The 26,943-nt window shown below is 72.4% G+C and carries 22 protein-coding genes; 5 read left to right on the plus strand and 17 right to left on the minus strand.

Annotated features, from left to right (window positions below; translation table 11 throughout):
- Positions 1–12: 12 nt before the first annotated feature.
- From ACZ7DY_RS00405 to ACZ7DY_RS00435, 7 genes are all read right to left on the minus strand, one after another.
- Positions 13–1,161: an aldose epimerase family protein gene (locus ACZ7DY_RS00405; RefSeq protein WP_471128037.1), complete on the minus strand. Its 1,149-nt coding sequence runs from the start codon at positions 1,159–1,161 to the stop codon at positions 13–15.
- 65 nt (positions 1,162–1,226) lie between these two features.
- Positions 1,227–2,459 carry a multiple monosaccharide ABC transporter permease gene (gene mmsB / locus ACZ7DY_RS00410; RefSeq protein WP_471128039.1) on the minus strand — a complete coding sequence of 411 codons (1,233 nt, stop codon included), beginning with the start codon at positions 2,457–2,459 and terminating at the stop codon, positions 1,227–1,229.
- Positions 2,460–2,466: 7 nt separating this feature from the next.
- On the minus strand, positions 2,467–4,077 hold the full coding sequence (gene mmsA, locus ACZ7DY_RS00415; RefSeq protein ID WP_471128041.1) for a multiple monosaccharide ABC transporter ATP-binding protein: 1,611 nt from the start codon (positions 4,075–4,077) through the stop codon (positions 2,467–2,469).
- Complete coding sequence (chvE, locus tag ACZ7DY_RS00420; protein ID WP_471128044.1) at positions 4,074–5,195, minus strand: multiple monosaccharide ABC transporter substrate-binding protein; 1,122 nt, start codon at positions 5,193–5,195, stop codon at positions 4,074–4,076. The genes mmsA and chvE overlap by 4 nt, the downstream gene beginning before the upstream one ends.
- A gap of 2 nt (positions 5,196–5,197) precedes the next feature.
- Positions 5,198–6,166 carry a hypothetical protein gene (locus tag ACZ7DY_RS00425; RefSeq protein ID WP_471128047.1) on the minus strand — a complete coding sequence of 323 codons (969 nt, stop codon included), beginning with the start codon at positions 6,164–6,166 and terminating at the stop codon, positions 5,198–5,200.
- A 115-nt stretch (positions 6,167–6,281) separates the two neighbouring features.
- Positions 6,282–7,298 carry a zinc-dependent alcohol dehydrogenase gene (locus tag ACZ7DY_RS00430; protein WP_471128050.1) on the minus strand — a complete coding sequence of 339 codons (1,017 nt, stop codon included), beginning with the start codon at positions 7,296–7,298 and terminating at the stop codon, positions 6,282–6,284.
- A complete protein-coding gene (locus ACZ7DY_RS00435) occupies positions 7,295–8,461 on the minus strand; it encodes a mandelate racemase/muconate lactonizing enzyme family protein (RefSeq protein ID WP_471128053.1) in 1,167 nt (388 codons plus the stop codon). Before ACZ7DY_RS00435 ends, ACZ7DY_RS00430 begins: the two co-directional genes overlap by 4 nt.
- A 237-nt stretch (positions 8,462–8,698) precedes the next feature.
- On the opposite strand from ACZ7DY_RS00435, the gene ACZ7DY_RS00440 reads away from it, so the two are divergent.
- Together ACZ7DY_RS00440 and ACZ7DY_RS00445 are read left to right on the plus strand one after the other, a co-directional pair.
- Positions 8,699–9,469: an IclR family transcriptional regulator gene (locus tag ACZ7DY_RS00440; RefSeq protein WP_471128055.1), complete on the plus strand. Its 771-nt coding sequence runs from the start codon at positions 8,699–8,701 to the stop codon at positions 9,467–9,469.
- Complete coding sequence (locus tag ACZ7DY_RS00445) at positions 9,466–10,317, plus strand: SMP-30/gluconolactonase/LRE family protein (RefSeq protein ID WP_471128058.1); 852 nt, start codon at positions 9,466–9,468, stop codon at positions 10,315–10,317. The genes ACZ7DY_RS00440 and ACZ7DY_RS00445 overlap by 4 nt, the downstream gene beginning before the upstream one ends.
- A gap of 1 nt (position 10,318) precedes the next feature.
- On the opposite strand, the gene ACZ7DY_RS00450 is transcribed toward ACZ7DY_RS00445, so the two are convergent.
- The 7 genes from ACZ7DY_RS00450 to ACZ7DY_RS00480 form a co-directional block, all read right to left on the minus strand.
- Positions 10,319–12,412: a M6 family metalloprotease domain-containing protein gene (locus ACZ7DY_RS00450; RefSeq protein ID WP_471128060.1), complete on the minus strand. Its 2,094-nt coding sequence runs from the start codon at positions 12,410–12,412 to the stop codon at positions 10,319–10,321.
- A 151-nt stretch (positions 12,413–12,563) separates the two neighbouring features.
- Entirely contained in the window at positions 12,564–13,559 is a 996-nt protein-coding gene (locus tag ACZ7DY_RS00455; RefSeq protein WP_471128063.1) for an ABC transporter substrate-binding protein, read from the minus strand.
- Positions 13,560–13,574: 15 nt separating this feature from the next.
- Positions 13,575–14,348: an ABC transporter ATP-binding protein gene (locus tag ACZ7DY_RS00460; protein ID WP_471128066.1), complete on the minus strand. Its 774-nt coding sequence runs from the start codon at positions 14,346–14,348 to the stop codon at positions 13,575–13,577.
- Position 14,349: 1 nt separating this feature from the next.
- Positions 14,350–15,417 (minus strand): FecCD family ABC transporter permease, encoded by a 1,068-nt coding sequence (locus ACZ7DY_RS00465; RefSeq protein ID WP_471128069.1) that lies wholly within the window; start codon positions 15,415–15,417, stop codon positions 14,350–14,352.
- A 35-nt stretch (positions 15,418–15,452) separates the two neighbouring features.
- On the minus strand, positions 15,453–16,718 hold the full coding sequence (locus ACZ7DY_RS00470; protein WP_471128072.1) for an MFS transporter: 1,266 nt from the start codon (positions 16,716–16,718) through the stop codon (positions 15,453–15,455).
- Positions 16,715–17,551, minus strand: coding sequence for a Rossmann-like domain-containing protein (locus ACZ7DY_RS00475; RefSeq protein WP_471128075.1), 837 nt, complete (start codon positions 17,549–17,551; stop codon positions 16,715–16,717). The genes ACZ7DY_RS00470 and ACZ7DY_RS00475 overlap by 4 nt, the downstream gene beginning before the upstream one ends.
- A gap of 32 nt (positions 17,552–17,583) precedes the next feature.
- Complete coding sequence (locus ACZ7DY_RS00480) at positions 17,584–18,588, minus strand: cysteine synthase family protein (RefSeq protein ID WP_471128077.1); 1,005 nt, start codon at positions 18,586–18,588, stop codon at positions 17,584–17,586.
- 230 nt (positions 18,589–18,818) lie between these two features.
- Here ACZ7DY_RS00480 and ACZ7DY_RS00485 point away from each other — a divergent pair, with 230 nt between their 5' ends.
- A complete protein-coding gene (locus ACZ7DY_RS00485) occupies positions 18,819–19,793 on the plus strand; it encodes a GHMP family kinase ATP-binding protein (protein ID WP_471130138.1) in 975 nt (324 codons plus the stop codon).
- A 66-nt stretch (positions 19,794–19,859) separates the two neighbouring features.
- On the opposite strand, the gene ACZ7DY_RS00490 is transcribed toward ACZ7DY_RS00485, so the two are convergent.
- A complete protein-coding gene (locus tag ACZ7DY_RS00490; RefSeq protein WP_471128080.1) occupies positions 19,860–21,857 on the minus strand; it encodes a heavy metal translocating P-type ATPase in 1,998 nt (665 codons plus the stop codon).
- 160 nt (positions 21,858–22,017) lie between these two features.
- Here ACZ7DY_RS00490 and ACZ7DY_RS00495 point away from each other — a divergent pair, with 160 nt between their 5' ends.
- The gene (locus tag ACZ7DY_RS00495) at positions 22,018–22,386 is read left to right on the plus strand and encodes an ArsR/SmtB family transcription factor (protein WP_471128081.1); all 369 of its coding nucleotides are present in this window, start codon (positions 22,018–22,020) and stop codon (positions 22,384–22,386) included.
- Between the two features lie 60 nt (positions 22,387–22,446).
- On the opposite strand, the gene ACZ7DY_RS00500 is transcribed toward ACZ7DY_RS00495, so the two are convergent.
- Together ACZ7DY_RS00500 and ACZ7DY_RS00505 are read right to left on the minus strand one after the other, a co-directional pair.
- Entirely contained in the window at positions 22,447–23,601 is a 1,155-nt protein-coding gene (locus ACZ7DY_RS00500; RefSeq protein ID WP_471128084.1) for a carboxylate-amine ligase, read from the minus strand.
- Between the two features lie 77 nt (positions 23,602–23,678).
- Positions 23,679–24,437, minus strand: a complete 759-nt coding sequence (locus ACZ7DY_RS00505) for a TetR/AcrR family transcriptional regulator (RefSeq protein ID WP_471128087.1) — start codon at positions 24,435–24,437, stop codon at positions 23,679–23,681.
- A gap of 247 nt (positions 24,438–24,684) precedes the next feature.
- Between ACZ7DY_RS00505 and ACZ7DY_RS00510 the strand changes: the two genes are divergently transcribed.
- Positions 24,685–26,910 carry an MMPL family transporter gene (locus tag ACZ7DY_RS00510; protein ID WP_471128089.1) on the plus strand — a complete coding sequence of 742 codons (2,226 nt, stop codon included), beginning with the start codon at positions 24,685–24,687 and terminating at the stop codon, positions 26,908–26,910.
- The last annotated feature ends 33 nt before the right edge of the window (positions 26,911–26,943 follow it).

Genomic DNA, 26,943 nt, shown 5'->3' on the forward strand with positions numbered 1-26,943 from the left:
GGCGGGGCCGGCTCAGCGGCCCGAGAAGGCGTGCACCGTGCTCGACCGGTACCGCTCACCGGGCCGCAGCACCGTCGAGGGGAACGACGGCCGGTTCGGCGAGTCGGGGAAGTGCTGGGTCTCCAGGCACAGACCGTCGCCCTGGCGGTAGGTGCGCCCGGAGGGGCCGGTGAGCGTGCCGTCGAGGAAGTTGCCCGAGTAGAACTGCACGCCGGGCTCCGTCGTCGCGATCCGCATCGTGCGCCCCGACCCGGGATCGCGGAGCGTCGCGAAGGGCTCGGGGCGCCGGGTGATCCCCTTGTCGAGGACCCAGTTGTGGTCGTAGCCCTTGGCGGTCACCAGCTGCGGGTGGGCGGTGCGGATGTCCTCGCCGATCCTCTTGGCGCGCCGGAAGTCGAAGGGCGTGCCCGCCACCCGCGCCAGCTCGCCCGTCGGGATGAGGCCCTTGTCGGTCGGCGTGAACCGGCCCGCGTCCAGGGTGAGTTCGTGGTCGTAGATGCCGCCGCTGCCCTCGCCCGCGAGGTTGTAGTACGTGTGGTTGGTGAGGTTCACGACCGTCGCCCTGTCGGTCGTGGCCTCATAGTCGATCCGCCAGTCGCCGGGCGCGGTGAGCGTGTAGGTGACCTTCACCCGCAGCGTCCCCGGATAACCCATGTCACCGTCGACGCTCACATGGCGCAGGACGAGGCCGACACCCGTGGAGTCCGCGAACGGCTCCACGTCCCACACCCGCGTGTTGAAGCCCTTCGCCCCGCCGTGCAGGCTGTTCTCCCCGTCGTTGACCGAGAGTTGATACGTGGTGCCGTCCAGGGTGAAGCGGCCGCGGGCGATGCGGTTGCCGTAGCGGCCGATGAGCGCGCCGAAGAACGTGGTGCCCGCGGCGTACGCCTCGATCGTGTCGTACCCGAGGGAGACGTTCGCGTACCGGCCGTGCCGGTCGGGGAGTTCGAGGGACTGGACGATGCCGCCGTAGGAGAGGACCTTCATCCTCGTGCCGCCGTTCGCCAGCGACCAGCGGTACACCTTCGTGCCGTCGGCGAGCCTGCCGAACAGCTCCTTCGTGGGGCGGCGCCCCGCCGACGCGTGCGCGGTGCCGGCGGCGGCCGCGGAGATCCCCGTGGCGGCGGCCGCGGCCAGGACGGTGCGTCTGCTCGTTGCCATCTGCGGTTCCATCAGAGGTTCAGCTCCATCAGAGTTCAGCTCCATCAGAGAGGGGGGACGGGGGACTAGCGGCCGACCTTGCGCTTGTTCCAGACGTCGAAGCCGACCGCGGCGAGCAGCACGAGCCCCTTGATGACCTGCTGGTAGTCCGTGCCGATGCCCACCAGCGACATGCCGTTGTTGAGGACGCCGAGGACCAGGCCGCCGATCACCGCGCCCATCACCGTGCCGACGCCGCCGCTCATCGACGCGCCGCCGATGAAGGAGGCGGCGATGGCCTCCAGTTCGAAGTTGAGGCCCGCCTGGGGGGTGCCCGCGTTGAGCCGGGCCGCGTACACACAGCCCGCGAGCGCCGCGAGGACACCCATGTTGACGAAGACGAGGAAGGTGACCCGCTTGTCCTTGACGCCCGAGAGCATCGCGGCGGCCTTGTTGCCGCCGAGCGCGTACACGTGCCGGCCGACGACGGCGTTGCGCATCACGTAGCCGAGGGTGATCAGCAGCCCGCACATGATGAGCATGACGACCGGCACGCCGTGGAAGCTCGCCAGCGTCAGGGTGAAGGCGACCACCGCCGCCGTCATCGCCACGCACTTCGCCGCCCACAGACCGGCCGGAAGCACCTCCAGGTCGAACGCCGCCTGCCGCTTGCGGTCCCGCCACTCGCGGAAGAGGAGGAAGGCGACGGTGACGAGACCGAGGACGAGCGTGGGGTTGTGGTACTGGGTGTACGGGCCCATCTCCGGGATGAAGCCCTTGGCGATGTTCTGGAACCCCTCGGGGAAGGGCGCGAGCGACTGGCCCTCCAGGACGATCTGCGTCAGACCGCGGAAGAGCAGCATGCCGGCGAGCGTCACGATGAACGACGGGATGCCGAGATACGCGATGAAGAAGCCCTGCCAGGCGCCCGCGACCGCCCCGATCAGCAGCGAGAGGACGAGGGCGAGCACCCACGGCATGTCGTGCTTGACCATCATCACCGCCGACATGGCGCCGACGAAGGCCACCAGGGAGCCGACGGAGAGGTCGATGTGACCGGCGATGATGACGATCATCATGCCGATGGCGAGGATGAGGATGTAGCCGTTCTGCTGGATCAGGTTGGAGACGTTGTTCGGCAGCAGCAGCGTGCCGTCCGTCCAGATCTGGAAGAGCACGACGATGAAGGCCAGGGCGACGAGCATGCCGTACTGGCGCATGTTGGAGCGCATGCTCCGCACGAGCAGCGCCCCGGCCGACGGGGCGGCGGGCGGCGGCGCGGCGGACGAGTCCCGTGGCGGAGTGGTCGTGGTGGTCATGGCGGCCTCAGCTCCTGCTGCTTCTGGTCTTGGTCATGTGGCGCATCAGGACTTCCTGGGTGGCCTCCGCGCGGCTGACCTCACCGGTCAGGCGGCCCTCGGCCATCGTGTAGATCCGGTCGCACATCCCGAGCAGCTCCGGCAGTTCGGAGGAGATGAACAGGACCGCCTTGCCCTGCGCCGCGAGCTTGTCGATGACGGTGTAGATCTCGTACTTGGCGCCCACGTCGATGCCGCGCGTCGGCTCGTCGAGGATCAGCACCTCGGGGTCGGCGTGGATCCACTTGCTCAGGACGACCTTCTGCTGATTGCCGCCGGAGAGGCGGCCCACCTGCTCGAAGACCGTCGGCGTCTTGATGTTCATCGACTTCCGGTAGCGCTCGGAGACCTGGCGCTCGTGGTGTTCGTCGACGAAGCCGCCGAAGCCCCCGAGGCCGCCGATGCCGCGCCGCCGCATACCGGTCAGGGAGGCCAGCGAGACGTTGCGGTTGATGTCGTCGATGAGGTTCAGGCCGTAGCGCTTGCGGTCCTCGGTGACGTAGGCGATGCCCGCGCCGACCGCCGCCGGGACCGTCTTCGTGACCACCGGACGGCCGTTCACGGCCACGGTGCCCGCGACGTACTGCCCGTACGAGCGGCCGAAGACGGACATGGCGAGTTCGGTGCGGCCCGCGCCCATCAGCCCCGCGATGCCGACGATCTCCCCGCGCCGCACGGTCAGCGAGACGTCGTCGACGACGGTGCGCTGGTGGTCGACCGGGTGGCGCACCGTCCAGCCCTCCACCGACAGGGCGAGCTCACCGGCGTCCACGCCCTCGTACGGCGTGCGGTCGGGGAAGCGGTGGTCCAGGTCGCGGCCGACCATGCCCCGGATGATCCGGTCCTCCGACAGCTCCGCGTCGCCGTCCGCGGAGCGGCGTACGGGCAGCGTCTCGATGGTCCGCCCGTCGCGGAGGATCGTCACCGCGTCGGTGATCCGCCGGATCTCGTTGAGCTTGTGCGAGATGATGATGCTCGCCACGCCCTGCTCGCGCAGCTCCACGATCAGGTCGAGGAGCTTGCCGCTGTCCTCGTCGTTGAGCGCGGCCGTCGGCTCGTCGAGGATGAGCAGCTTCACCTCCTTCGACAGCGCCTTGGCGATCTCCACCAGCTGCTGCTTGCCCACGCCGATGTCGAAGACCGGTGTCTGCGGCTTCTCGTGCAGGCCGACCCGCTTCAGCAGGGCGCCCGCCCGGCGCAGGGTGTCGTTCCAGTCGATGAAGCCGCGCGTGGTCCGTTCGTTGCCGAGGAAGATGTTCTCGGCGATCGACAGGTACGGGACGAGGGCCAGCTCCTGATGGATGATCACGATGCCGTGCCGCTCGCCGGCACGGATGTCCTTGAAGGCGATCGGTTCGCCCTCGAAGAGGATCTCGCCGTCGTAACTGCCGTGCTCGTGCACCCCGCTGAGGACCTTCATCAGCGTCGACTTGCCCGCGCCGTTCTCGCCGCAGATCGCGTGGATCTCGCCCGCCCGCACCGTCAGGTTCACGTCGGAGAGCGCCTTGACGCCCGGGAACGTCTTCGTGATCCCGCGCATCTCCAGAAGCGGCCGGCTCTCCCGCGCGGCCCCGCTCATGAGAGCTGTCCCGCCGTGAAGTACCCCTCGTCGACGAGGAGCCGCGTGTTCTTCCTGTCGATGCTGACGGGCTTGAGGAGGTAGGACGGCACGGTCTTCTTGCCGTTGTTGTAGTCCTTGGTGTTGTTGACCCGCACCTTCTTGCCGGTCAGCACCGCGTCGCCCATCTGCACCGTCTGCGCGGCCAGTTTGCGGGTGTCCTTGAAGACGGTCTGCGTCTGCTCGCCCCGCATGATCGACTTCACGGAGGCGAGCTCGGCGTCCTGGCCGGTGATGACGGGCAGCGGCTGGCTCTTGCCGCCGTATCCGGCGCTCTTCAGCGCGGAGATGATGCCGATGGAGATCCCGTCGTACGGCGAGAGGACCGCGTCGACGCGCTGCTCGCCGTAGCTCTTGCTGATCAGGTCGTCCATGCGCTTCTGCGCGGTGCCGCCGTCCCAGCGCAACGTGGTGGCCTGGTTCATCCGCGTCTGCTTGCTGCGGACGACGAGCTGCCCGGTCTTCAGATACGGGCGGAGCACCTTCATGGCGCCGTTCCAGAAGTACTTGGTGTTGTTGTCGTCCGGCGAGCCCGCGAAGAACTCGATGGTGTGCTTCTCGCCCGAGCCCGCCTCCGGCTTGCCGAGCTTGAGCTTGTCGACGATGTAACTGCCCTGCAGCTCGCCGACGCGCTCGTTGTCGAAGGACGCGTAGTAGTCGACGTTCTGGGTGCCGAGGATGAGGCGGTCGTACGAGATCACGGGGATCCCCGCCTCATGCGCGCGCTTCAGGACGTCGGTGAGGGCCGAGCCGTCGATGGCGGCGACGACGAGCAGCCGGTGCCCCTTGGTGATCATGTTCTCCAACTGGGCGACCTGGTTCTCCACCTTGTCGTCGCCGTACTGGAGATCGGTCTCGTAACCGGCCTTCTCGAACTGCTCCGCCATGTTCTTGCCGTCGGCTATCCAGCGTTCGGACGCCTTGGTCGGCATGGCGAGGCCGATCGTGCCGCCCTTGCCGGTCTCCGCCTTGTAGCGGCTGCCGCCCTTGGCCTCCTGGCCGCAGGCGGCGAGCGAGACGGTGAGCAGCGCGGCCGTCAGGGCCACGCCGAGCGTGCGGGTACGCGGTCTCGTGCGCATGGTCAGTCCCCTTCCGGGACGGGGAAACGGCACAGCTCACCGGCGTGGTGCGAGCCCAGCGGCGACATGCCGCCGTCCGCGCCGTGCCGGGCGAGCAGGTCGAGGGCGAGCCGGCCGCGCCTGACCCGCTCGCGGGCGGTGGCCAGGGCGTGCTCGCGCAGATGGGCGCCGTACGGGTAGATGCCGGCGGACTTGGAGAGGCCGAACTTGACGTACAGGGGGGCGCCGCGCCTGATCAGCTCGGCGACCTCGTACATCCGGACGTAGCCGCCGAGGTCGTCGGGGGCCTCGACGTACATGTCCATGGGCGCCCGGCTCACCCGGCGGATCTCGGTGAGGTGGTCCGGGGTCAGGTCGGAGGGCACGTTGAGGGAGTCGGCGCCGAGACGCTCGTACACGGCGTACGAGGCGGGGTTGACCGGGCCGGTGAGTGCGGACAGCTTGAAGGTGGTGTCGGCGGGCAGGACGCCGGCCACCCGGAGCCGGTGCAGCGTCCACAGGACGCCCTCGTCCGCGACGAGCAGACAGCGCACGCCGAGACCGGTGGCGCGCACGGCGTCCTCGACGCAGCCCGCGAGCGCGGCGTGGCCCCGGGCGCGCAGCCCCGCGCCGCCGGAGTCGGTACGGGTGGAGGCGCCGGTGTCCCAGGTGCCGCGCGGGCCGGTGAACAGGCAGAGTTCGATGTCGCGTTCGGCGCACGCCTCGACCATCTCGGTGATCTCGACGTCGGTGAGCATCCAGACGCCGCTGCCCTGGCTGATGCGGTGGACGGGGACGTCGAGGCGCGCGCTCTCCTTGAGGACGACGGCGAGCGCCTCGGGGCCCTCGACGGAGGGGATCTCGGTGCGCCAGGTGCCGCCGTCGGGGAAGGCGTGCGGGGAGGCGGTCGCCGGGTCGGGGGCGGGCACCGCGTGTCCGATGCGGGCGAGGGCGTCGACGCCGGGGCGGCGGGGGAGGGAGGGGCCGGTCACGTGACTCCAATGTTCGGTATATCGAACGAGGTTCGACTCGTTCGGCAGAAGGGGGGGCGCGGTTCGATTCATTCGGCGCGGCCGGTGGGTGTCGGCGGGTTCGCGGCCGGAGGGTTCAGGGCCGCAGGAGCACCTTCCCGGTCTTCGGGTCGCCCCCGCCGACGAGGGTGATCGCCTCCCCGAACCGCTCGAGATCGAACTCGTGCGTGATCAGCGGGGCGGGATCGAGCAGTCCGAGCCCGAACGCCCGCACCGCCTCCGACCAGGCCGAGGACGGCGCCCCGAAGACGGAGCGCACCTCCAGCTGGCTGAGGGACAGATGGACCGGGTCGATGCCGACGGCTCCCGGCGCGAACATGCCCGTGAGCACCACCCGGCCGCCCCTGCGGGCCAGCAGACAGGACGAGGCGGCGGTGGTGGGCGCCCCCGCGGTCTCCACCACGAGATCGAAGGCACCCTCGGCGGACCGGGCCTCCTCGGGCGAGACGGCATGGGACGCCCCGAACTTCAGCGCCTGCTCGCCGCGGGCCGCGCGCGGGTCGACGACGGTCAGCTCGGCGGGGTTGGACGCGGCGAGCAACTGCACGGCGAGCAGCCCGAGCGTCCCGGCGCCGACCACCGCGACACGCTCACCGGGCCGCGGCCGGCCCGCCCGTACGGCCGCCGCGATCACGGCGGCCGGTTCGAGCAGCGCGGCGGCGCGCAGGTCCGCGTCGTCGCCCAGCGGATGCAACAGCCGTGCGGGCACGGTGAGATGGTCGGCGAAGGCGCCCGGCTCGGTGAACCCGGTCTCGGCATAGCCACCGGTGCACAGGCTCGTCTCGCCGCACCGGCAGCGCTCGCACACCCCGCACGCCCGGAACCCCTCGGCGACGGTCGCGCGCCCGACGAGGGCGGGATCGACGCCCTCGCCCACGGCCAGCACGGTCCCGGACCACTCGTGGCCGGGAACCACCGGGTAGCGGACGTAGGCGGCGTCGCGGTGTCCGTCGTACACCTCGCGGTCGCTCATGCAGATCCCGGCGGCGGCGACCCGGACGAGGACCTCGCCGAAGCCCGGCACGGGGACGTCACCGGTGACGAGCCGGTGCCCGCCCGGCCGGTCGACGACGATCGAGCGGCTGCCGCTCACCCCTGCGCCCCGCCCGGCGCCCGCTTCTCCCAGCCCTCGGCCCAGAGGTCGAACCGGGCCTGCTGCTGCGGGAATTCGGCCGCCGCGTCGGTGTCGAGCTCGACACCGAGACCCGGCTCGTGCGACAGGTGGAAGCAGCCCGTCTCCGGATCCACCCGGGGCGCGCCCTTCACCACCTTCTTGATGTCCGCGTCCGCGAAGTCGTTGAAGTGCTCGAGGATCTTGAAGTTCGGTGCGGTGAAGCCGACTTGGAGCGAGGCGGCGGTCAGCACCGGGCCGCCCACGTTGTGCGGGGCCACCAGCATGTAGTGCGTCTCGGCGGTGGCCGCCAGTTTGCGGGTCTCCCAGATGCCGCCGATGTGGCCGACGTCGGGCTGCAGGATGTCGGCCGCCTGGTTCTCGAACAGTTCGCGGAACTCGATCCGGTCGTGGATGCGCTCGCCGGTCGCCACCGGCATCTCCACCTTGGCCGCCACCTTCGCCAGGGCCTTGAGGTTCTCCGGCGGCACGGGCTCCTCCAGCCAGGCCGGCCGGAACGGGGCGAGCTCGCGCGCGAGCCGGATCGCGGTGGCGGGCGAGAACCGGCCGTGCATCTCCAGCATCAGTTCCGCGTCGGGTCCGATCGCGTCCCGCGCCGCCTCGATCAACGAGACGGCGTACAGGCTCTGTTCGTGGTCCAGCTCGTAGTGGCCGGTGCCGAACGGGTCGATCTTCAGGGCGCGGTAGCCGCGCTCCATGACCCCCCGCGCGGCCTTGTGGTACGCCTCCGGGGTGCGCTCGGTGGTGTACCAGCCGTTGGCGTACGCCTTGACCCGGTCGGTGACCTTGCCGCCGAGGAGCTGCCAGACGGGGACGCCGAGCGCCTTGCCCTTGATGTCCCAGCAGGCCATCTCGATGACGGCGATGCCCGACATCACGATCTCGCCGGCCCGGCCGTAGTCGCCGTACTTCATCCGGCGCACGAGATCCTCCACCGCGAACGGGTCGGAGCCCTTGATGTGGTTGGCCTCCGCCTCGCGGAGGTAGCCGATGAGCGCGTCGGTGTGGCCGAGCATGCGCGTCTCGCCGACGCCGGTCAGCCCCTCGTCGGTGTGGACCTGGACGTAGGTGAGATTCCGCCACGGCGTACCGACCACATGCGTGCTGATTCCCGTAATGCGCACGGCAGTTGCCCCTCGATTTGTTCGGTATTTCGTCACACGTTCGAAATGTTGGCGTGACGTTATTCACGGTGGCCGGAAGGTGTCAATGGGTCGCGCGGAACGGTCTTGTGGCGAGGCGCCGGCCGTGCTGCCGGGCGCCGGCGGCCATTGCGCCGCGAACTCCGCCGTGCCTACCCTGTGTTCGTCATACCGATCAGCGACCGAAGTTTCGGACGCGCAGGGTGGGAGGCCGAACTCATGGGACGACTGGTGCCCGCGGTGACCAGGTCGCTGGACATACTCGAACTCTTCCTGGAGGGCGACGGCACGCTCTCCGCGCCGGAGGTCACCCGCAAGCTCCAGCTGCCGCGGACCACCGTGCACGAGCTGCTGACCACCCTGGCCGCCCGCTCGTACCTCGTCCAGACCCCGGACCAGCCGGGCCGCTACCGGCTCGGCGTGCGCACCTACCAGCTCGGCAGCCGCTACGCCGAACAGCTCGACCTGGCGGCCGAGGGCCGGCAGGTGGCGCGTGAGGTCGCCGAGACCTGCGACGAGACCGTGCACGTGGCGATCCTGGAGGACACCGACGTCATCTACATCGCCAAGGTGGACTCCACGCACGCCGTGCGCATGGTCTCCGCGGCGGGCCGCCGCCTGCCCGCGCACTGCACCTCGGTCGGCAAGATGCTGCTCGCCTCGCTGCCCCCGGCCGAGCTCGAAGCCCGCATCCAGGGGCGGGAGTTCACCGCCATGACGCCCGACAGCATCACGGATCCCGGGGCGCTGTTGACCGCGCTCGCCGGGATCCGCGAGCGGGGCGTCGCCGTCGAGCACCGGGAGTCCAACCCCGACGTCAGCTGTGTGGCGGCGCCCGTGCGCGACGGCGCGGGCCAGGTCGTGGCGGCCCTCTCCATCTCCGTGCCGATGATCCGCTGGAGCGAGGAGCGCGAGCGCGAGCTGGCCGACCTCGCCGTCAAGGGCGCCGCCGACCTCTCGGCCCGCCTCGGCCACCGGGGCCGGCGATGAGCCGTCCGTACGACGTGGCGGTGGACGAGCGGGCCGCGCTCGGCGAGGGCCCCACCTGGGATGCGGCCACCGGCCGGCTCATCTGGGTCGACATCCTCGGCGCGCGCGTCCACACGTACGCGCCCGGGGACGGCCGCCGCACCGTCATGGCCACCGAACAGCACGTCGGCGCCGCCAAGCCCCGCGCGGGCGGCGGCCTCGTGGTCAACCTCCGCGACGGCATCGGCCTGTACGGGCCCGGCGGCGCCCCCTTCCGCTGGCTGGTGCGCGACCCGGTGCCCGGCCGCCGCGGCAACGACGCGGCCGTCGCGCCCGACGGCACGCTCTGGGCGGGCACCATGCGTTCCGACGAGGCGCCGGGCGGCGGCAGTCTCACCCGCGTCGCCCCCGACGGCACCACCACCGAACTGCTCGGCGGGGTGACCGTCAGCAACGGCACCGGCTGGAGCCCCGACGGGCGGCTCGTCTACTACGTCGACAGCACCACGCGCCGCGTCGACGTGCTCGACCACGACGGCCGCGACGCCGTGCGCAGAAGGCCGTTCGTCCACATCGAGGAGGGGGCGGGCTTTCCCGACGGGCTCACCGTCGACGCCGACGGCTGCGTCTGGGTCGCGCTCTGGGACGGCGCCGCCGTCCGCCGCTACACCCCCGACGGACGGCTCGACCGCACCGTGGAGCTGCCGGTGCGCCGCCCCACGGCCTGCGCCTTCGGCGGCCGCGAGCTGACCGACCTGTACATCACCACGGCCCGCACCGGCCTCGACCGGCCGCACCCCCTCTCGGGCTCGGTCCTGGTCGTGCCGGGTGCGGGCCGTGGCCTGCCGGGCGTCGCGTTCGCGGGCTGACTCAGCGCTTCCCGGCGAGGGTGCAGACGGCGCTCGCGCTCTTGTGCGGGTCGCTCTCCGAGCGTGCGGTGAGGGTGAGCTTGCCGTGCCCGGCCTTCGGCTTCGCGGCGACGGCGACGTCCACCTCGACGGTGGAGCCGGCCCGTGCCGTGGTCAGCTTGCTGGGCAGCCAGGCGGACCAGCCGCGGCCCGATACCTCGGCGGAGAGCCGGTAGACGTCGGAGCGGAGGTAGCGGGCAACGTTCTCGGGGTGGCCGCCCGGCGGGTCGGCGACGGCGCGGCCGGTGTTGGTCAGCGGGAAGGTGCAGGTGGCGCGGTTCTTGCCGGGGTCGCCCGACGCCTCGCCGCGGCCGAGCGCGGCGCCGCGCCGCTGGGGACCGGAGCCGTCGAGGGACTTGACGGCGATCGTGTACGACAGGACGCCGGAGCGGCTCCGCCGGATGTCGGTGACGTAGAAGTGCAGCCGGTTGGCGCGGTCCACGTACTCGTAGGAGCTGCCTGAGTCGGCGCCCGCGTGGAAGAGCGCGTCGCTGAGCTGCCGGTAGTCCCCCATGGTGATCTTCTGCGGGGTGCCGTCGGGGCGCGTGAAGTCCACCATGTCGATGTCCTCGGGGTGGGCGTCGATCACCCAGGCGAAGGGGGCCCGGTCCTCGTTCTTGGTCTTGGAGATCAGCACCCCGTTGTCCGGGGTGAAGGAGTCCATGCCCATGCGGTCCACGACCTCGACGGTGTAGTTCTGGTAGCCGCCGCCGTCGCAGAGCGGATCGGTGTCGCGGTCGCAGGCGGGGGAGAGGTCGCGGGACATGGCGATATTGACGCCGGAGAGGCCGTCGGCGCCGGGCGGCGCGGAGCGTGCGGTGACCCGGGCGACGACCGTGCCGGAGTCGTCGAGCGCGTCGCGGTCCAGGCGCAGCACGTTCTTCTCGTCGACGATGCCGAGCTTCAGCTTGTCGCGCAGCACGTGGTGGGAGCCCATGGAGCCGCCCTCGGTGGCCGGGATCTTCCAGCGGGTGTGCGGTCCGCCGGGACCGTTGAACGAGCCGCGCGAGAGCATGCTCCAGATGCCGGTGTAGGAGCGGCTCAGGGGCGTGCCGTAGGGGTTGTTGTAGTTGTCGCCGATGCCCAGGATGTGGCTGAGCTCATGGGCGTACACCCCCATGCCGGAGCTCTCGGCCTGGGTGGAGGAGCCGGTGACGGCGTTGGGCCAGATGCGGGCCGCGGCCTGCCAGGAGGTCCATGGCACGTAGCGGGTGGCGGCGGAGTTGCCGCCGGAGGCGATGGGGGCGGGCGGCCCCCAGGCCGCGGGCACCTGTCGGGGTCCGGCGAACTTCATCTGGCCGAACTCCTGCCAGGTGGAGGACTCGTCCTGCCCCGCGGTGAGGAAGAAGACGAAGTCGTACTTGGCGGCCTCCGCCTCGCCGACCTGAGCGATCCAGGCGGCCTTCCCGTCCGTACGGATGTTCTTGCCGCAGGTGGTGCGCGCCGGGCAGGCGTCGGGGTTCATGCTCGCCTCGATGCCGTACTGGAAGGACTTGTACGGCATGCGGTACACGCCGTACGCCGTCAGGTCGACGCCGAAGCGGCCGCCGGAGTCCTCCATCCAGTACTCGTTGATGGTGTGGCCGTGGTTGAGCGTGCCGGGCTTGTTGAGGAAGTCGCGGTAGAACGCGGGGAGCCGGTCGCGCGGTACGCCGGACGCGGTGGGCTGCGGGTTGCCGAAGACGGTGGAGCCGGGCGGCCTGCTGAGCGTGAACTCCTCGTCGGGATAGTCGAGGAGCACCAGGGCGCCCTTGAAGGTGCGCTCGGTGGGTTCCAGGCCGGGGTCGGCCCAGTCGGTGCCGGGCACGGAGCGGTACTCGCTCCAGGTCATGTCGTCGGGGTTGCGCCAGTTCTGCGGGTCGATGGGGCGGATCAGGGAGGGCCGGGCCCGGTCGGGCCCGCCGGATGCGGCGGGCTCGCCCGGTGTCGCGCGGGCGGTGCCGACGGCGGCCGCCGCCAGGGTGGCGAGGACGGCGGCGACGACGGTGGTGCGACGGGCCGGTCGGCGCGGACGGGTGCGGTGGCCGCGCGCGGGGCGTCTGTGACGGAGGAACATGGCTCACCTCGTGCCTCTTGCCGGGATAAAATGGACAAGTGCATGACAAGCCGTTCGAGTGGTGCGTCCGCTGCCAAGGTAGGCCGCCCGGGGCGGTGATGCCAGAGCGCCCCGGGCGGCCCGGTTCAACGGCCGGGCCCGGCCGCCCCGTTCAGCGGTCCAGTTTCCGCAGGTACTTCCCGAACTTCTCCAGACCGTCGATGTTGCGCGGCCCGCTGATGCCCTCGTTGTAGTCGAGGACGAAGAAGTTGTTCTTCCTGACGGCCGGCAACTCCCTCGTGTGCGGCGACTTCTTCAGGAACTCGATCTTCTTCTCCGCGGACTGCTCGCCGTAGTCGAAGATGATGACCACCTCCGGCTCGGCCTCCGTCACGGCCTCCCAATTGGCCTGCGTCCAGCGCGCGTCGAGACCGGCGAAGATGTTCCTGCCGCCCGCGCTCTCGATGATGTCGTTGGGCGGCACCTGACGGGCGGCCGTGAACGGCTGGTCCGTGCCCGAGTCGTACAGGAAGACCGGCACCCGCTCGCCGCCCTTCGGCGCCTTCGCCTCCACGGCCGCCACCCGCTTCTTCAGCCCGGAGACGACCCGCTCGGCCCTCTTCTCGACGTGGAAGATCTTCCCGAGCCGCTCCAGGTCGCTGTAGAGCGCCTTGAACGGGGTGACGCGCTGCGGGAATCCCGGGTAGTTGAAGCAGCTCTCCGTGTGCATGAAGCTCTGGATCCCCAGCTTGTCGAGGATCTTCGGGGTGATGCCCCGCTGGTCGCTGAAGCCGGAGTTCCAGCCCGCGACGACCAGGTCCGCCCTGGCCTCGACGACGACCTCCTTGTTGAGCAGGTCGTCGCTGAGCTTCTTCACCCGGGCGTACTCCTTCGCCCACGGGGACTCGCTCACCGGCGGCAGGCCGGGCGGCATCACGTACCCCTGCACGTGGTCGGTCAGGCCGAGGCTGAACAGCTTGTCGGCGCTGCCGCCCTCGTAGGCGACCGCGCGCCGGGGCACCTTGTAGGAGACGGGCTCGCCGCAGCGCTCGACGACGGTCCGCTCGGACGCCTCGGCGCCGCCGTCCGCGTCGACCTCGGCGCCGCAGCCGGTGAGCAGCGTCAGCGCGAGCGCGGATCCGGCCGCGAGGGATCGGGGATGGGACATGGGCAGTCGTGCCTTTCAGAGGGAGGGGTGGAGGGAGTAGAGCAGCTGCGGGTCGCCCGTCAGCGGATGCGGCACGACGCTGGCCTTGACGCCGAACACGTCGGCGACCAGCTCCTCGGTGAGCACCTCCGCAGGGGTCCCGGACGCCACCAGACGGCCCGCCGACAGCACGCCGATCCGGTCGCACGCGGCCGCCGCGAGGTTGAGGTCGTGCAGGACGACGAGGACGGTCGGTCCGGCCCCGCGCAGCTGGGACAGGACCTCGATCTGGTGGCGTACGTCGAGGTGGTTGGTCGGCTCGTCCAGGACGAGGACCCGGGGCTCCTGGACGAGGGCGCGGGCCAGCAGCACGCGCTGGCGCTCGCCGCCGGACAGGGTGAGGACGCCGCGGCGGGCCAGATGGCCGATGTCCAGGCGGTCCATCGCCCGTGCGCACAGCTCCCGTTCGCGTGCGGTGAGCGCCTGGTTGCCGCGCTGGTGCGGGGCCCGGCCGAGCGCGACGACCTCCTCCACCGTGAAGTCGAGGCCGACGGAACCGTCCTGCGTCATGGCGGCCACGAGCTGCGCGCCGCGCCGCACGGAGAGCCGGGCCAGGTCGTCCCCGCCCACCCGCACCGTGCCCGTCGTCGGCCGCAGCGCCCGGTACACGCAGCGCAGCGCGGTCGACTTGCCGCTGCCGTTCGGCCCGACCAGGCCGACCACCTGCCCGTCCGGCACGTCGAGCGACAGATCGCGTACGAGGCTCCTGCCGTCGACGACGACGCCGAGCCCGTCGATGCGCAGCTCCATCTCAACGCCCCCCGAGAACATGGCCCTTGCGGCGCATCAGCGTGATGAACACCGGCACACCCACCAGGGCGGTGATGACGCCCAGCGGCAGTTCGCGCGGCGCGACCACCGTCCGGGACAGCAGGTCCACCCAGACCATGAAGACCGCGCCGACCAGCGGGGCAACCGCGAGGACCCGGGTGTGCGTGGCCCCGACGACCATCCGCACCAGGTGCGGCATGACGAGCCCGACGAAGCTGATCGACCCGCTCACGGCGACCATCACCCCGGTGACCAGGGAGACGAGCACGAGCAGTCCCCTGCGGTGCCGGTCGGCGCCGACGCCGAGGCTCGCCGCGGTCTCGTCGCCGAGCACCAGGACGTCCAGCGCCCTGCTCTGCCGGTACAGCAGGGCGAGACCGGCCAGGACGGCCGCGGAGACGACGGGCAGCGCGCCCCAACTGGCCGCCCCGAAGCTGCCCATGGTCCAGTAAAGGACCATGGCGGTCGCCTCGCTGTCCGGGGAGAAGTAGATGATGACGCTCATCACGGCCTGGAAGCCGAGCGACATCGCGACCCCCGTGAGGACCAGGCGCAGCGGCGACAGCGCGCCCCGCTCGCTCGACGCCGCGTACACGAGGAAGGACGCGACGACCGCGCCGGCGAACGCGCCGGCCGACACGGCGTAGACGCCGAGCGCGGCCAGGCCGCCGGTCACCGTCACGCCGACGGCGCCCACCGACGCCCCCGAGGAGACGCCGAGGACGAACGGGTCGGCGAGGGCGTTGCGCACCATCGCCTGGACGGCCACGCCGACCGCGCTGAGTCCGGCGCCCACCAGCGCGGCGAGCAGCACGCGCGGCGTCCGGATCTGCCAGATGATCTGGTACGTCGTCGACTCGTCGGCGCCGATGCGGCCGCCGCTGAGCGCCGCCCAGAGATAGCGGGCGGTCTCGGCGGGCGACACGTAGGCGGCGCCGAGGCCGATTGCCACGACGACCGAGACGATCAGCAGGAGGCCGAGCGCGACGCAGGTCAGCACCAGGGCCCTGGTCGAGGCGAGCCGGTCCCTGACGGTGGTCCGGGTCATCGGCGCACCCTCGGCGGGTGCCCCGGCGAGGACGCTCACGCGGTCACCGCCTCGTCGTCCACGGGGCCCGCGCGCCGCAGCCGGACGACGGCGCCGAGCGCCACGAGCACCAGCGCGCCGAAGACGGCCGCGGTGCCCGGGTAGCCGGCGAGGCCGAGGCCCGCGCCGCCGAGCGCCGCGCCGGCGAACACGCCGAGGCTCTGGCCCGCCGCGTTGAGGCTGAGCGCCGAGCCGCGCAGCGTGGTCCCGCAGCGGCGCACGATGAGGCTGACCACGCAGGCCGCGACGATCGCGTGGCTCGCCGCGTGCAGCGCGGTCAGCGCGAGGGCGAGCGGCAGCCAGTGCGTGAAGTAGAAGCCGATGACCGAGAGGAGTGCGGCCACGAGCCCGGCGGCGAGCATCCGCTCCGTGCCGACGCGCGGCGCGGCGGAGTTGGTGACCCGCCCGGTGAGGAGGTTGCTGACGAAGAACGCCGCGCCGCTGAGCGTCCAGACGAACGCGAACAGCCCGGCGTCGAGGCCGAACCGCTCCTCGTAGAAGGCCGCGAGGTAGGAGAGGTACCCCATGAAGACCGCGGTGCGCAGGAATCCGATCAGGAGCAGCGGCAGCACGCCGCGGACCGCCGCGAGCGCCTTGAACGAGGCGAGGTAGCCGAGGCGCGGCCCGGTCCGCGCGGCCCGCGCCGCGCCGTCGTCCCGCTGTCGCCGGCGCCGGGCCACGAAGACCGCGGCGAGCGCCAGCGACACGGCGGTCACGGCCAGCAGGTCGCCCTGCCACCCCCAGAAGAGCGCGGGCAGCGCGATGACCGGCGCGGCGAGCATGGCGGTCATGGACTGGGTGGCCGTGACGAGGGTCGCCGCGCGCCCGGCCGCCCGGCCGGTGCCGAAGCGGTCGGCGGCCGCCGCGGTCAGCGCCGGGTTCAGCACGGACGTACTGGCGCCGACCAGCAGGCAGAAGGCGGCGAGCAGCACGAAGTGGCCGCCCGCGCCGAGTGCGGCGGAGGCGCCGAGCGCGGCGAGCGCGCCCGCCGCCGCCCACTCCCTGGGCACACGGTCGATGAGCGGGGCCAGTGCGGTGCCGACCAGCAGGGCGGCGAGCCCGCCGAGCCCGCGCAGGCCGCCCATCGCGGCGACGCTGCTGCCCGCCTCGTCGGCTATGGGCACGAGGTAGGTGCTGAAGACGGTGAACGGCAGCAGGCCGACGGCCGCGGCGAGCAGGACGGGCCACAGGGCGCGGGCCATCCGCAGGTCGCCCGGCACGGGTTCGGCGGCGGTGTCCTTGGTGGGGGCGTCGGCGCTCACGCGGCCGCCCCGCTCGTAAGGGCGGCCCGGTACCGGTACATCGGGGTGGGGTCCGCGCTGAACTGCGAGAACGTGAACGGTTCGGCGTTCAGGGCGGTGACACCCGCGCCGAGGAAGGCGCGGGCGACGGCGCTGCCGCTCTGGGCGTAGACGATCAGCGGCACGTCGTGTTCGACGCAGTGGCGCAGGATCAGGTCGAAGGTGCCGTTGCTGAGGGTCATGCCGGTGGCGACCACCGCGTCGGCCCGCGCGAGGACCTCGGTCATGTCGTCGGTGACGGGGTCGCCCCACGCGGTCGTGCGCAGGTTCAGGTCGCAGGGCAGGCAGACGCCGCCCCGCTCGCGTATCGCCGCGACAAGGGGGTTGACCACGCCGATCAGGGCGACCCGGGCGCCGGGCGCGATGTCGAGCAGTCCGGCGACGGCGGCGTCGCGGGCCTCGGCGCGCCGTTCGGGCGTCCCGGCCGGCAGCATGACGCGCTCGGCGTCGTCTGCGTCGCGGTGCGGGCGGACCCGGGCGAGGTAGGCGTCGAGCGCCGCGGTGCGCACCGGTGCGCACTCGTCGCGCAGGAGCTTGTCCAGCGAGTGCCCCGAGGCGTTCTCGCAGAAGTCCGGGGCGACTTCGCCCGCCTCGAAGGAGCAGGCGCCGAACGCGTCGCCGACGCGGAGCAGCAGGTAGTGGTTGTGGTACGTGACCTCGCCCCCGGCGAGCCGGGTGGTGTTGTAGAGCCAGAACGCGCTGGTGACGGTGAAGTCGCCCGGGTCGGGGCCGTGCGCGCCCGACAGGACGGCCTCGGTGAGCTCCGCGACGGTGTGGGGCGTGGGGTGCGACATGTGTTTGCTGTTCTCTCTCGGGGGCGGGTGGTTCAGGGGGCGGTGGGCGCGGTGACGGGCGGCCAGGCCGTCGTGGACCAGGGGTGCTTCAGCTCGTCGAGCGAGGTGATCTCGTGCGGCTTCAACGTGTCGATGTCCGGGGCCTGTTGGTGGTGCGCGTACGCGCTCTCGACGTAGCGGTGGCCGGTGTCGGCGGCGATGAAGACGTACGTGCGCGAGTCGTCCCGGCGCCGTTCCCACAGGGCGGCGAGGTGGGCGGCGCCCGCCGAGAGCCCGGCGAAGATGCCGCTGGTGCGCAGCAGGGAGACCGCACCGGAGAGGGCGCTGTCGAAGTTGACCCAGTGCACGCGGTCGTACAGCTCGTGCCGGACGTTGCGGAACCGGATGGCGCTGCCGATCCCGGCGATGATCATGTCCGGGTCGGCGACGTGCTCGGAGCCGAAGGTGACGCTGCCGAAGGGCTGCACGCCGACGAGACGCACGTCGCGGCCCGTCTCGCGCAGATAGGTGGCGAGGGCCCCCGTGGAGGCGCCCGAGCCGACGCCGCCGACCAGGGCGACCGGGCCCGCGGGCAGCTCCTCGTCGAGCTGGTCGGCCACCTCGCGGTAGCCGTAGTAGTGGATCTCGTCGTGGTACTGGCGCATCCAGTGGTACGAGGGGTTCTCGGCCAGGATCTCGGCGATGCGCCGGACCCTCGTCTCCTGGTCGAGGCGCAGGTCTTTGGAGGGTGCGACCTGTTCCAGCGTGGCGCCGAGTATCTCCAGCTGGACCCGGGTCGAACGGTCCACGGTGGTGGAGCCCACGATGTGGCACTTCATCCCGTGGCGGTGGCAGGCGAGGGCGAGGGCCTGCGCGTAGATGCCGCTGGAGCTGTCGATGAGCGTGTCGCCCGGCCGGACGGCGCCCGTCTCCAGCAGGTGTCGGACGGCGCCGAGGGCCGAGTAGACCTTCATGGTCTCGAAGCGGAGGCAGGTCAGATCCGGGGCGAGGGATATGAGATCGGGTCTCTTCACCGCTTCGGCGATGTGGGCGTGCATGGCTGAGATCCCCCGTAGGGCGTGCGGGACGTGTGGGCAGGGCGGGACGGGGCCCGGGGGAGCGCAGCGGCTTTCGGCCCCCGGGAACGCCGAGAGCATCACACTAGATGAAAATGATTGTCAAGAGCGGTTAATCTCGGCACACTGATGGCCGCGGGGTGCCGAGACGGGCACCCCGCGATGTCGAGAGGAGTCGCGTGAAGCTGTTCCAGGAGGCCGGGCCCCGGCCCATGGCCCGCCCGCCGCGAGAGGGGCCGCCGCCGGGCACGGGGGTCGGCACCGCCTTCGGCACGTTCGGCGAACTGCTCCAGGGGGCCCTGCCGGAGGACGATGGCGACTTCCTCGTGACGCTGCCCGTCGCGCGGTGGACGATGGCCACGTTCCGGCCCGGGTCGGCCTCGGGAGAGCTCGAGGTCCGTCCCGCGCACAAGACCAAGGCCCTCCGACTGGCGCGCATGATCGCCGACTTGGCGCCGCCCCGGCCCGGACCGGCGCGCGGCGGGGTGCTCAACGTCAGCAGCGTGATCCCCGAGGGCAAGGGGCTCGCCAGCTCCTCGGCCGACCTCGTCGCCACCGCACGCGCGGTCGGGCGCGCGCTCGGCGTCCCCATGCCGCCCGCCGCGATCGAACGGCTTCTGTGCCGCATCGAACCCACCGACGGCGTGCTCTACCCCGCCATCGTCGCCTTCCACCACCGCAGCGTCCGGCTCCGCGCGGTCCTCGGCTCGCTGCCCGCGATGGCGGTGGTCGGCATCGACGAGGGCGGCTCGGTGGACACCGTGGACTTCAACCGCATCCCGAAACCGTTCACGGCCGCCGACCGGCGCGTCTACGCCGGCCTGCTCTCGCGCCTCACCGACGCCGTGGGCCGCCGGGACCTCGCGGAGGTCGGCCGGATCGCCACGCGCAGCGCGCTGATGAACCAATCGCTGCGCCACAAGCGGTCGTTGGAGCCGATGCGCGCCATCTGTCGCGAGGTCGGCGGCCTCGGCGTGGCGGTCGGCCACAGCGGTACGACCCTGGGCGTACTCCTCGACGCGACGGACCCCGCGTACACGCGACGCGTCACCGCGGCGGCACGCGCCTGCGCGGACCTCGCGGGCCAGGTGGCGGTCTACCGCACCCTGAGCTTCCGCCCCGGATGCGGCGCGATCCCCGGCGGGCCGGGGTGCGTGCCGGTGTCGGCGGGGGAGGGGGTGCTGTGACGGGTGGCCCCAGCCGTACTGCCGACTACCCGCCCCTTGGAGGGCCCCCGAACCCCCGGATCTCCCTCAGTCACCCCCACGAGCATCCGCTCCCGCCCGCCACGCCGAACGCCGCAGCAGGCGGAGGCCGTTGAGGCCGACCAGGACCGTGGAGCCCTCGTGGCCCGCGACGCCGAGTGGCAGCGGGAGGTGGCCTGCGAGGTCCCAGGCCACGAGCGCGGCGATGCAGACGGAGGCGATGACGAGGTTCTGCACCACGACCCGGCGGGCCCGCCGGGAGAGGGCCACGACCGCGGGCACGGCGCCGAGTTCGTCGCGGACCACGACCACGTCGGCGGTCTCCAGGGTCAGGTCCGACCCGGTCCTGCCCATGGCGACGCCGCTGTGCGCCGCGGCGAGCGCGGGCGCGTCGTTGACGCCGTCGCCGACGACCAGGACCCGCTCGCCGCGCTCCTCCCACTCGCGTACGGCCGCCACCTTGTCCTGGGGCAGCAGTCCGGCCCGTACGTCATCGATCCCCGTCTGCCGGGCCACGGGGGCGGCGGACCGTGCGGTGTCGCCGGTGAGCAACACCGGCGCGGAGCAGGTGAGTTGACCGAGGGCGGCGACCGCTTCGGCCGCTCCGGGGCGCGGCAGGTCGGTGAGGTGCAGGGTCGCCGCGGGGGCGCCGTCGACCAGGACCACGACGACGGTGCGCGGGTCGTCCTCCGCCGCCCCGGGCAGGGGCGCGTCCAGGAGCCGGTCCGGGCTGCCGACCCGTACCGTGCGGCCCGCGACGACCGCGCGTACGCCACGGCCCGGGGCGGCGGCGAACTCCCGCGCGCTCTCCAGGGGAAGCCCGCGTTCGCGTGCCGCGGCGACCACGGCGCGGGCCAGCGGGTGCTCGCTGGGGTGTTCGGCGGCCGCGGCGAGCGCCAGTACCTCGTCCTCGCTGAGGCCCGTCCCGGGCAGCGTCCGCACGGCGGTGACCCGGGGCGTGCCCTCGGTGAGCGTGCCCGTCTTGTCGAAGGCGGCCTTGGTCACGGTGCCGAGCCGCTCCATCACGACGGCGGATTTGACGAGGACCCCGTGCCGGCCGGCGTTGGCGATGGCGGAGAGCAGCGGCGGCATGGTCGCGAGGACCACCGCGCAGGGCGAGGCCACGATCATGAAGGTCATGGCACGCAGCAGCGTCCCGGTGAAGCCGGCGCCGAACGCGAGCGGGACGGCGATGAGCGCGAGGGTGGCGGCCACCACGCCCGCCGAGTACCGCTGTTCGACCTTTTCGATGAAGAGCTGCGTCGGCGCCTTGGTCTCGCCGGCCTCCTCGACCATGGCGACGATGCGGGCGATGACGGAGTCCGCGGGGTCGCGGTCCACGCGGACGCGCAGCGCCCCCGTGCCGTTGAGGGTCCCGGCGAACACCCCGTCACCCGCCGTCCTCGGCACGGGCAGGGGTTCGCCGGTGATGGTGGCCTGGTCGACCTCGCTGCTGCCGTCGAGCACGGTCCCGTCGGCGGGCAGCCGCTCACCGGGCCGTACGAGAACGGTGTCGCCGACGCGGAGTTCACCGGCGGCCACCCGCTCCTCGCCGGAGCCGTCGGACCCGCCGTCCGGGGTGCCCGTGCCGCCCGCGCCGGTCAGCCGTACCGCCATGGCAGGGGCCAGGTCGAGCAGTCCGCGCACGGAGTCCGTGGTGCGCCGGGTCGCGAGGGCCTCAAGCGCCCCGGAGACCGCGAAGATGACGATGAGCAGACCGCCGTCGAGGAACTGGCCGATGGCCGCGGCCCCGAGAGCCGCGACCACCATCAGCAGGTCGACGTCGAGGCTCCGTTCCCGCAGCGCCCTGAGCCCGGCCACGGTCGGCTCCCAGCCGCCGGCCGCGTAACAGAGGGCGTAGAGCGGGCCCCACAGCAGGCCGGGCGCCCCGGCGAGGTCGAGCGGGCAGGCGAGCAGGAAGGCGGCCGTGGCCAGCGCCGCCCAGCGGACCTCGGGCAGGGCGAGGAGCCGGGAGCGGCGCGGCCGGCCGGGGACGGGAGGGGCGGGGGCCGGGGTCGGCCGGTCGCCCACCAGGGCGGAGGACATCGGGGCACACCTCTTCGGGGACGGAGGCAGGGCGGAGGAGCCGGGCGGCGAGGGGGAGGAGCCGCACGGCGGCCGCGGGCCGGGTGGGGCCGCGCGGTCCGCATCACCATAGCGGAACACATGAAGAGGTCTTCAAGTGTATGACGAGTAGGATTGCCGCATGGGACACGGAGTCGACAGCAAGATCAGCCCTGTCACGCACCTCGACGCGGACTCCGCCGCCACGATCGCCGCCACCCTCCAGGCGCTGGCCACCCCGTCCCGGCTGATGATCCTCACCAAGCTCCGCCAGGGCCCGTGCGGCGTCGGCGCGCTCGCCGACGCGGTCGGCATGGAACAGTCGGCGGTCTCCCACCAGTTGCGCCTGCTGCGCGCGCTCGGCCTGGTCACCGGCGCCCGCGATGGCCGCCGCATTGTCTACAGCCTCTACGACAACCACGTGGCGCAGCTGCTCGACGAGGCCGTCTACCACATCGAGCACCTGCGGCTCGGCAGCCGGGACCTGCCCCCGCGCGACGACGCGGGCTGACCCCGGCCACCATTCCTCGGGCCCCGGTCGGCGGCCGGTGTTCCTGCGGGCCGGCCGGTCTCAGTCCGTGCCGTCCAGGACCCGGAGCGCGGCGGGTGGCGCCGTCGCGGCGGGGCGCACGGCGGTGCGGTCGGCCAGGTCGTCGACGACGGTGAGCAGGCTGCCCGTGCGGGCGTGGACGGAGCGCTGCCGCCCCGCGCCCCCGCCGCCCGCGACGAGCCGCCGCAACGCCGCGGTCACGCCCGCCAGTTCGCCGTGCTCCGCGAGGGCCGGCCGGGCGTGGGCGAGGAGCCGGCGGACCTGCTCAGGGGCCGGCACGAGCCGGCTCGTCCACGGGTCGAGGCCGTGTCCGCTCAGGCCGTCGCGGGCACAGCGCCAGTACGCGGCGCGCAGCAGGGAGTCGTCCACCGCGGGCCCGGGGTCGCCCCGCCGCACCCGGTCGAGCGCCCGCACGACCAGGGCCCGTACCAGGACGGCGAGGGCCGCCGCGTCCTCGACGCCGGTGACGACGTCCATCGCCCTGATCTCGACGGTCGGCAGGTGGGCGCAGGGACGGATGTCCCAGTAGAGGGAGCGTTCGCCGAGGGTGGCGCCGGCCTCCTGGAGCGAGGCGGCGAGCGCGTCGTACTGGGCGGCGGAGGAGAAGTGCGGCGGAGGGCCCGCGACGGGCCACCGGGTGGCCCCCAGGGTCCGCCAGCTGCAGTAGCCGCTGTCCCGTTCCTCCCAGAAGGGCGAGTTCGCGGCCAGCGCAACCAGGGCCGGCAGCCACGGCCGCAGATGGTTGCTGACCAGCACGGCGTGGTCCCGGTCGGGCACCTCGACGTGGACGTGCAGCCCGCAGAAGGCGAAGGTGTCGTACAGCGACCGGAACGTCTCGACCTGGGCGCGGTAGTGGGGGTCGTTGTTGAGCGGGACCGGCGCCCGCATGCCGAGCAGCGGGGTGGCGGAGGCGACGACGCGCAGGCCTTCGCAGGCCGCCGCGGCGGTGATGGCCCGGCGGACGCGGCGCAGCTGGTGGAGGAGGTCGGCCCGGGTGGCGCAGGGCGGTGTCTTGCCCTCCACCTGGTACTGGGATGCCTCACCCGTGACCAGGTCCCCGACCACGGGCTTCAGGCGGGGCAGGATCCGGGAGGCCGCGGGGACGACGGCGCGGTGCGAGGCGTCGACGAGGAAGTACTCCTCCTCGACGCCGACGGGAGGAAGACGGTCGGGCATACGTGGCCTGTCCTTCGGGGAGAGGGCGGGTGACGCGTGCCCTCTCCACCTTCCTCGCACCGGGCGCCGGCTGCGAGTCAGGTGTGCGCCAGGGCTGTCCGGCCGCCCCGCGCCGGAATGCGGCGGTGGGTGTCCGCCAGGAGGTTGCGCATCGCCATGCGGTACAGCTCGGCCTGGTGCGCCCCGAGGAAACCGGTGTGCCCGAACACCTCCAGGACGACCATCCCGTGCACGTACCCCCACACGCTCAGCATCAGGGCGGTCGCCGCGGGCGGCAGCTCGCCACCGCCCGTGGGTGCCAGCTCCGCCAGGTGTTCCAGGAAGGCCGGGGAGAGCGAGCGCACGTCGGTGGCGGCGAGCTGTTCCGGCGTGAAGCCACGGAACAGTTCCCTCTCGAAGACGGCGCTCATCCGGCGGTTCGCCTCCGTGGTGGGCCCGTCGACCGGCGCGTGGTAATGCCGCAGCGGTGCCCCGTAGAGGAGTTGGAACCGCTCGGGATGGTCGATGGCCCAACGCCGGTACGCCTCCGCGGCGATGACCATCCCCGGCGGCTCCGCGTCGTCCCGGGGGCCGTCCGTCGCGGCCTGCACGGCGTCCGCCAGGTCGTCGTACGCCTTGGTGATCAGCGCTGTGACGAGATCGTCGCGGCTCGGGAAGTAGTGGTAGAGCGCCTGCACGGTCATGCCGAGGCTGCGGGCCACCGCGCGCAGGGAGAGCGCGTGGGGGCCGTGCTCGACGATGTGGGACTCGGCGGCGCCCACGATCTCCTGGGCGGCGACGGCCCGGCGCCGCTCGCGCAGGGACGGCCGCACCGGCGGGGCTTCGTCTGGGGACATGGGGCGACGGTACGGCCGTATGTCCACGCCGCGGTACCGAATCGGCCATCCCGTGAAGAAAATCTGACACTGCCAAATCAAGTTGTGCCCCGCTAGCGTCGGTGACGGCGACGAGGAGCGCGCACCGCGCTCCGGGCACGGCCCGCTTCGTCCGTCCGGTGCCGGCAGCGGAGCGCACGCGTTTCCCGTTCCCCTCCTGCCCGGCCGCCTCATGTCCTTCTCACCGCAGCACCCAAGGAGCGAGCCCGTGTTCGAACGTATGGCCGAACTGGCGATCCGCAGGTCCCGGCTGGTCCTCGTCGTCGCCGCCGTGGCGGTGGCCCTCATGGGTGTCCTGGGCGCGGGCGCGTTCGGGAAGCTCCTGGGAGGCGGCTTCGACGACCCCGCGTCCCCGTCCTCCCGGGCCAGGGCCGTCATCGACGAGAAGTTCGGCGGGGAGACCGACCTGGTGCTCCTGGTCCGGTCCGAACGGGGGCGCGTCGACGCCCCGGCCGCCCGGGACGACGGCCGGGCCCTGGTGGCCGACCTCAAGAAGGAGAAGGGCCTGGAGAACGTGGTCTCGTACTGGGACACGAACAGCCCCGGCCTCCGCTCCGAGGACGGCCGCGAGGCCCTGGTCCTGGCCCGGGTGAAGGGCCGTGACATGGCACGGCAGGAGAACGCCGGGAAGGTCATCGACGCCTACACCGGCACCTACGCGGACACCTTCACGGTCAAGGCCGGGGGCAGCACCGGCGTGAGCCACGAGATGGGGCCGCAGACCGAGAAGGACCTCGTCCTCGCCGAGACCATCGCCGTGCCGCTGATCCTCCTGCTGCTCCTGGTGGTCTTCGGCACCGTGGTCTCGGCGCTGCTGCCGCTGGCCGTCGCGCTCATCGCCGTCGTGGGCGTCTTCGCCGAGCTCTACGTCGTCGGCAGCGTCACCGACGTCTCCGTCTTCGCCGTCAACCTCACCACCGCCCTCGGCCTCGGACTCGGCGTCGACTACGCGCTGTTGATGGTCAGCCGCTTCCGGGAACAGCTCGCGGCGGGCGCGAGCGTGGACGACGCCGTGCGCGGGACGATGAGCACCGCGGGCCGCACGGTGGCGTTCTCCGCCGCGACCGTGGCGGCCGCACTCGCCGCGCTCATGGTCTTCCCGCAGTACTTCCTGCGCTCCTTCGGCTACTCGGGCGTCGGCGTCGTCGTCATCGCGGCCCTCGCCACCCTGTTCGTGATGCCGGCCCTCCTCCACGTCCTTGGCCACCGGGTCAACAGCGGCCGGCTGCCGTGGGTGAAGCCGGACCGCACCCGGTCCGGCACATCCGCCTGGGGACGCCTCGCCCGTACCGTCATGCGCCGGCCCGCACTCACCGCGCTGCCCGTCCTCGCCGTGCTGCTCCTCGCGGCGAGTCCGCTGCTCGGCATCACCTTCGGCACGGCGGACGAACGGGTGCTGCCCGAGGGCGCCGAGAGCCGCCAGGTCTCGGCGGCGCTGCGGGAGAACTTCAACGGAAACGACGCCGCCGCCCTGCACGTCGTCATCGACGAGGCCGTCGGCACGGCCGCGTTGAGGTCGTACGCGGCCGGCCTGTCGGGGCTCGACGGCGTCGCCCGCGTCGAGACCGGCACCGGCGTCCACACCGGCGGCCGCGCCGAACCGACGGGACCGGGAAACGCGGCACTCGCCCGCCCCGACGCACAGCAGCTCAACGTGGTGAGCACCCTGACCCCGAAGTCGGATGCGGCCAAGGAACTGGTGGAAGAGGTCAGGGCCGCCACCCCGCCCCCCGGCACCCACCCGCTGGTCGGCGGCGGCGACGCCGAACTGGTCGACTCGAACGACTCCATCGGCGGCAGGCTCCCGCTCGCGGTGGGGTTGATCGCCGTCACCACCTTCCTGCTGCTCTTCCTCTTCACCGGCAGCGTCGTGCAGCCGCTGCGCGCCCTGGTCCTCAACGCGCTCAGCCTGGGCGCGACCATCGGCGTCATGACGTGGATGTTCCAGGACGGCCACCTCTCCGGCCTGCTCGGCTTCACCCCGCAGCCGATGGAGACCTCGATGACCGTGCTGATGTTCTGCGTCGCCTTCGGCCTCTCCATGGACTACGAGGTGTTCGTCACCAGCCGCATCAAGGAACTCCACGAGCTGGGCGAGGACAACGAATCCGCCGTGGCCGACGGCCTCGGCCACACCGGGGGCATCGTCAGTGCGGCGGCCGTGCTGATCGCGTTGAGCTTCTTCGCCTTCGGGACGGCCGAGATCAGCTTCATGCAGCTGTTCGGCCTCGGCAGCGGTCTCGCCATCCTCATCGACGCGCTCGCCGTCCGCGGCATCCTGGTACCCGCCGCGATGCGGCTCCTGGGCCGCTCGGCCTGGTACGCGCCGGGTTTCCTGCGCACGTTCCACGCGCGGTTCGGCCTCAGCGAGGCCGCTCCCGCCCCGGCACCGGCCCCGGCACCCGACGCCGACGCACCGTACGCGAAGAACTGACCGAAAGCCGCCCCCCTCGTGCCCGTGCCGGGT

The sequence above is a fragment of the Streptomyces sp. NPDC037013 genome (assembly GCF_055607265.1).

Bases quoted from the DNA above. Each gene is read 5' to 3' on its own strand.
- ACZ7DY_RS00405 (WP_471128037.1), bottom strand. From the start codon at position 1,161: ATGGCAACGAGCAGACGCACCGTCCTGGCCGCGGCCGCCGCCACGGGG.
- mmsB (WP_471128039.1), bottom strand. From the start codon at position 2,459: ATGACCACCACGACCACTCCGCCACGGGACTCGTCCGCCGCGCCGCCG.
- mmsA (WP_471128041.1), bottom strand. From the start codon at position 4,077: ATGAGCGGGGCCGCGCGGGAGAGCCGGCCGCTTCTGGAGATGCGCGGG.
- chvE (WP_471128044.1), bottom strand. From the start codon at position 5,195: ATGCGCACGAGACCGCGTACCCGCACGCTCGGCGTGGCCCTGACGGCC.
- ACZ7DY_RS00440 (WP_471128055.1), top strand. From the start codon at position 8,699: ATGGGACGACTGGTGCCCGCGGTGACCAGGTCGCTGGACATACTCGAA.
- ACZ7DY_RS00445 (WP_471128058.1), top strand. From the start codon at position 9,466: ATGAGCCGTCCGTACGACGTGGCGGTGGACGAGCGGGCCGCGCTCGGC.
- ACZ7DY_RS00450 (WP_471128060.1), bottom strand. From the start codon at position 12,412: ATGTTCCTCCGTCACAGACGCCCCGCGCGCGGCCACCGCACCCGTCCG.
- ACZ7DY_RS00455 (WP_471128063.1), bottom strand. From the start codon at position 13,559: ATGTCCCATCCCCGATCCCTCGCGGCCGGATCCGCGCTCGCGCTGACG.
- ACZ7DY_RS00460 (WP_471128066.1), bottom strand. From the start codon at position 14,348: ATGGAGCTGCGCATCGACGGGCTCGGCGTCGTCGTCGACGGCAGGAGC.
- ACZ7DY_RS00465 (WP_471128069.1), bottom strand. From the start codon at position 15,417: ATGACCCGGACCACCGTCAGGGACCGGCTCGCCTCGACCAGGGCCCTG.
- ACZ7DY_RS00475 (WP_471128075.1), bottom strand. From the start codon at position 17,551: ATGTCGCACCCCACGCCCCACACCGTCGCGGAGCTCACCGAGGCCGTC.
- ACZ7DY_RS00480 (WP_471128077.1), bottom strand. From the start codon at position 18,588: ATGCACGCCCACATCGCCGAAGCGGTGAAGAGACCCGATCTCATATCC.
- ACZ7DY_RS00485 (WP_471130138.1), top strand. From the start codon at position 18,819: ATGGCCCGCCCGCCGCGAGAGGGGCCGCCGCCGGGCACGGGGGTCGGC.
- ACZ7DY_RS00490 (WP_471128080.1), bottom strand. From the start codon at position 21,857: ATGTCCTCCGCCCTGGTGGGCGACCGGCCGACCCCGGCCCCCGCCCCT.
- ACZ7DY_RS00495 (WP_471128081.1), top strand. From the start codon at position 22,018: ATGGGACACGGAGTCGACAGCAAGATCAGCCCTGTCACGCACCTCGAC.
- ACZ7DY_RS00500 (WP_471128084.1), bottom strand. From the start codon at position 23,601: ATGCCCGACCGTCTTCCTCCCGTCGGCGTCGAGGAGGAGTACTTCCTC.
- ACZ7DY_RS00505 (WP_471128087.1), bottom strand. From the start codon at position 24,437: ATGTCCCCAGACGAAGCCCCGCCGGTGCGGCCGTCCCTGCGCGAGCGG.